The 5,057-nt window shown below is 68.0% G+C and carries 5 protein-coding genes; 3 read left to right on the top strand and 2 right to left on the bottom strand.

The window, feature by feature from the left end:
• Nucleotides 1-1,068 (top strand): hypothetical protein (locus E1295_RS49545; RefSeq protein WP_166427778.1); only part of this gene is annotated, 1,068 nt, incomplete at its 5' end.
• A 99-nt stretch (nt 1,069-1,167) separates the two neighbouring features.
• Nucleotides 1,168-1,695: a hypothetical protein gene (locus E1295_RS47015; protein ID WP_132641735.1), complete on the top strand. Its 528-nt coding sequence runs from the start codon at nt 1,168-1,170 to the stop codon at nt 1,693-1,695.
• Nucleotides 1,696-1,919: 224 nt separating this feature from the next.
• On the opposite strand, the gene E1295_RS47020 is transcribed toward E1295_RS47015, so the two are convergent.
• Together E1295_RS47020 and E1295_RS47025 are read right to left on the bottom strand one after the other, a co-directional pair.
• Nucleotides 1,920-3,101: a S8 family serine peptidase gene (locus tag E1295_RS47020; RefSeq protein WP_166427779.1), complete on the bottom strand. Its 1,182-nt coding sequence runs from the start codon at nt 3,099-3,101 to the stop codon at nt 1,920-1,922.
• A gap of 361 nt (nt 3,102-3,462) precedes the next feature.
• Nucleotides 3,463-3,957, bottom strand: coding sequence for an RICIN domain-containing protein (locus E1295_RS47025; RefSeq protein WP_132641739.1), 495 nt, complete (start codon nt 3,955-3,957; stop codon nt 3,463-3,465).
• A gap of 396 nt (nt 3,958-4,353) precedes the next feature.
• Here E1295_RS47025 and E1295_RS47030 point away from each other — a divergent pair.
• The coding region (locus E1295_RS47030) for a VldE C-terminal domain-containing protein (protein WP_484214011.1) at nt 4,354-5,057 on the top strand (704 nt) is incomplete at its 3' end.

Consider the following 5,057-nt stretch of genomic DNA (forward strand, 5'->3'; position numbering starts at 1 on the left):
GGCCCCGCCTCGGCGGCGGAGACGGCCTACGCGGCCTTCCGCGTCGTACGCGGCCGGCCCGGCGAACCCGGCAGGCCCGAGGTCACGCTGCCCTCCGGTTACGAGTTCCTGCCGGGTGAGAAGTATTCCGTGGCCTCCCGCGCGGAGTTCTACACGTTCGTACGCGGCCCGCACGAGGCCGCCGGCATCGAGGTCACCGTCCGCTGGCCGGACGAGCGCGTCGAGGCCGTCGTCCACCAGGACACCCGGCTGGAGCTGCGCCGCGTTCCCGGCGACAGGCACAGCGTGTCCTTCACCCTGCCGATGACCCAGCCGTCGCCCGACGCCAACCAGCCGACCCTGCAGATCTGGAGCCATCCCGACGTCTCACCGGGCATGCACTGGCGGATCGAGCACAACGATCCCGACCGCGCCGCGGGACCGTGGACGACGGTGCCGTGGCCGGCGGGCCCGGTCGCGTCGGTGATCCACCAGTTGGTCGCGGCCCACACCATCCTGCGGGACTCCGGCATGGTCGACGTCGCCGCGGCCAAGGGACACCGGTTCGTGCTGATGGGCATCGAGACCAACAACACCCTGCACCCCGACAATCCTCCGCACTGGCACATCTCGTACAACTCCGGCGCGGACTTCGCCGCGCCCACCCACAACCCCCATTTCTGGCTCGACGACGACGGCCGCAACTTCTACAACGGCATGGACGTCACCGGCCTCGGCCGGCTGAAGTACTACGTGGGTGATCCCGCGCCGGTGTACGACTTCGTGGGCGACGCGAACGACGGCCGCGGCGACCTCGTCGTCACCTTCACCCTCCGGCAGGACGGCGGCATCGACATCACCTCGCCGCAGGGCCGCGCGTACGCCATCGCGGCGGGGCGCAACGGCGACCTGGTCAAGGAGGTCACCGCGCTGCGCGACGGCGAACCCTGGCTGCGCATCGGCACCGAGGACCGCGTACGCCAGGGCGTGCTCGTCGTGCGGGTCGAGGGGCTGCGGGACCACGCGGACTCCCACGTGCGGGTCCACCGCTACGACCGGCTGACGGGAGTGCTGCTGAACCGGCCGTGACGGGCGCTCGCGGTCAGGGGTGAGGACGACCTGAGGCCGTTCTGAATGACCGCGCCGCTAGGTTCTCTGGGTCCGAATCACCTTCGATCAAGGAACCGCATGACGACAACGCGTTTTCTCGCCATCGCCGCCCTCTCGGCGATGGCCGCGTCGGTCGCGGTCAGCGCGCCCGCCAGCGCCGACCCTGTCCCGACCGGCCGAACCAGCCAGCTGATCGAACTGGTCACGCCCAAGAGCAAGGGCTTCTTCTACACCGCCAACCCCGCCGAGGCTCGGCGCGCCGTCCAGAAGCACGGCTTCAAGCGCACCCCGACCCCGCTGGGCCGGGTCGCGGTGAAGCCGTTCCGCGGAGGTACGGCTCTGTACCGGCTCCGGTCCACGTCGACCATGTCGTACATCCTCGCGGCCAATCCGGCCGGGCTGAAGAAGCTGATCGCCTCGGGCAAGTTCGTGAACGAGGGCATCCTCGGATATGTCGGCAAGACCGGCGATCCGGCCAAGCGGATCTGGCGTCTCCACTACGACAACAAGCCGAAGTGGCGCATCGCCATCACCGCGCACAAGGACTCCATCCTGCGCAACGAGCCGGGCTGGTCCCTGGACGGCCCCTCCGGCTACCTCCAGTGACCGCTGGCCGTCCTTGACACGTCAGGGGCCGCCCTCGCCTGGGGACGAGCCCGCGCCCGACCCGGCCGCCTCGCTCCGCGGCCGGGTCTGCGCCATGTGCTCCAGTCGATGGCACGTCCGCCCGCCATGCCTGGCAGGCATGGCGGGCCCTGGAACGCGTCTCGCCTGAAGAGGGGACTCTCGGACGGCCGGCCGCGGGCGCTACCCCTCGACCTTCAGCGCCGTCATGCCCAAGGATGTCGTGCCGGAGAAATACTCGACCGCTCCGCCCTGGGAGGCACCGAGGAAAGCCCCGTCGCGGACGACGTACACGTGCCGACCAGACGCGACGTCGTGACGGACGGCGCCGTGAGGCCGAGCGGCGCGGCCTTGAGCGTCCCGCTGTATCCCGGTGTCACTTGGAGCGCTTGCGATCCGGCGGAACCGGAGCCGGTGATCGCGGCCGGGTGCCGCACCATTATCGGCTTGACCGCGATCGGGCTGCGGACACGGTGTCCGGCCCGGTCTGACCAGGTCAGCGAGCCGAACGCGTACCTGTTCATGATCGGTGTGGCGGCCGTGACCTTCACCTGGAAGGACGCGCTGCCACCGGCCGGCACGGTGAGTTCCGTAGGGCTGACCTTCACCGTGATTCCGGGCGGCGCTTCGACCTTGACCGTGTAGACGCTGTCCCGGCCGGTCGTGTCGGTGACGGTTCGTGTGACGGTCTGCCGGCCGACGAAGTCGCCGATGGCGATGGACGGGTAGTTGACGTTGCTGGGTTTGCCCAGCGTGACGGCCTTGGCGTAGCGCACGTCGTGCGTCCCGGCGGCCACGGTGGTCACCCACGCCTGGGCGTTGTCGAGCGTGCCGGCGCCTGGGCCGGAGTTGCCTGCCGCGGTCGCGACGAACACGCCGGCCGCCGCGGCGTTGAAGAAGGCGACATCCGTGGGGTCGAACTCGTCATAACCGTCGCCAATGGAAAAGTTGATGACGTCCACGCCGTCGGCCACCGCATCGTCGATGGTCTTGAGCAGGTCGGTCGTGCCGCCCGCTCCGACACCGGGCGCGACGTGCCACACGGCCTTGTAGATCGCCAGACGGGCGGCGGGCGCCATGCCCGAGACCTGCCCGACCGGAGCGCCGGCGGCGCTCGCGTCGACCGGCACTCCGGCGGCCGTGCTCGCCGTGTGGCTGCCATGGCCGGCACGGTCACGCGGGGACAGGAACTCGCCGTTCGCAGGGTCTCCGTAGCCGCTCTGGTTGTACCACCGAGCCCCGATGACCTTGTTGTTGCAGGTCACCGGCTCATGCTCGCCCGTGACACACTCACCGGACCATTTGGCGGCGATGGCGTCGGCGTCAGGGCGAGGTTCGGGCAGTGCCGCGAAGCTGGGGTTCTCCGGCCAGAAGCCACCGTCGATCACCCTATGATCATGCCCTCGCCGGCGCGGTCCTGATCGCCCAGATGGCTCCGCCAGACACCGTCCGGCCCCGACATCCCGAGAAAGCGGGGAGTGCGTCGCCGGGATGCCGGCGACGCTCCCGGAATACGTCGCCAGCGGCGCGCCGGCGAACTGCACCACGTACAACCCCGGCGCCTCGGCACCCGCCGGCTGCGCACCGGCCGAGACCGGTAACGCCACGAGCAATGAGGCCGTGAGGCCGAGGACCATACCCGATTCCCGGCTGGGCGGCCCATTGCGTAACCCATTTCGGCGCAGCACTACGCACAACTGCCCTCTTCACGGACATGTGGTGGCACAACATGTTCGGCGGCCGGCGGGCTCACCAGGGGAACCAGACTTGGTCGTCCCAAGAGCCGCACCGCGTCTGGATCGCCGGCCGCCCAGCCCGCGCTGCCAGGCACAATCCGGAATTGACATTGGTGAATCGCTCGTAGTCCACGTGGGCCCAGCCTCTCCTCGTCCAGAGCTGATCGGCCCAGGTGGCGTTGCAGCCGGCGAGCGTCGCGGAGGACTCGGTGGAGCCTCGGGCCACCAAGCACAGGTTCTTGTGGACGTTCAGAATCTGAAAGCGGGCATCGCTCGTCCCCCAGGGATAACGGAAAAACCATTTCTGATCCGCGTAGTGAGCGTCGCAGGATGTCTGCGCGATCGGGGACCCGTGCGCCCCTCGGGCGACCAGACACAGCCTGGACGATTTGTTGCGGATGACCTGACTGGACTGGGCGGACTTCGTCCGGTGAGCATCGGCCGGAGCCGCCCACAGCGGCAGAGTGGTCATCACGGCGACGCACGCGAACAGCTTACGCAGCATCATTTTCTCCCTGTGGCTGGGCCGGTGGCGTGAGTCGGAATCCTGGAGCCCGTGCGGCACCGCGGAAACGAAGCTGATCAGCAATATGCAGCCCGGCTGACCGGCAGTCCAGGACCGAAACCGGACTTTTGCCGGACTTATCCCTGGCTGGCCCTCATAGCCGGCTGCCGTGAGAACTTACAGACGGTCCGGTCGCGTCCGCGAAGGAAACGTCCATAACCCCAAGTCGCACGGCGAAGCACCTATCGGCATCCCTTCAGAAATCCTTGTTCTGCAATGCGTCCGTTACTCGGACTGATGTCCGGCAAATGTCCTGGACCGCAGACGTGCGCAAGCCGAGACTCTCGTGGACGAGGGTCGTGATCAACGCCCCGCCACGGCCGCACGGAAAGGAAAGAGATGAACTTGTCGTACGCGGCGACCACGTTCAGGAGGGCCGCCAGGTCGGCTCTGCTGATCCTTCTCGCCTTATCGGCTGCGATGACGGCTGTCGTCGCGATGCCCGGCGCCGCCCTCGCCGCTCCGCCGACTCCCAACTTCGGCCCGGAAATCGAAGGTTACGCTCCCCATCAATACCAGACGACATGCGATCCCGCCGCGAAGCCCGGCGTGCTCGACTTCCGTGACCTGCTCAACCGGACGTACGGCACGCACATCTCCGGGATCAGCCGGGACTGTAACTCAGGTGGAACCAGCGAACACAAGGAAGGCAGGGCGCTGGACTACCACTTCAATGTCTCGAACCCTACTCAGAACGCGCACGCCAACGACCTGCTGAACTGGTTGCTGGCGACCGACCGGTACGGAAACCGGAACGCGATGGTTCGCCGTCTGGGAATCATGTACATCATCTGGAACCGCCGCATCTGGCAGGACGGATCCTGGGCCCCCTACAACGGTGCCAGCCCGCACACCGATCACATCCATTTCAGCTTCGGCTGGCCGGGGGCTCGGCGGGAGACCTCCTGGTGGCATCCGTCGGGGCCTCGCGTGGGCCGGGTGTTCTGGAATATGCGGTCGCCTTCTGGTGCGTGGACGGGTGCGAGGGTGTCTGATCAGGGTCCGGTCGGCAGTGTGGCGTATGCGGCGGGTCCTGATGGTTC

It is taken from the genome of Nonomuraea mesophila, from assembly GCF_004352805.1.
Lineage (GTDB): Bacteria > Actinomycetota > Actinomycetes > Streptosporangiales > Streptosporangiaceae > Nonomuraea > Nonomuraea longispora.

Coding starts and splice junctions, on each gene's coding strand:
- E1295_RS47025 (WP_132641739.1), bottom strand. CDS start 3,957: ATGATGCTGCGTAAGCTGTTCGCGTGCGTCGCCGTGATGACCACTCTG.
- E1295_RS47015 (WP_132641735.1), top strand. CDS start 1,168: ATGACGACAACGCGTTTTCTCGCCATCGCCGCCCTCTCGGCGATGGCC.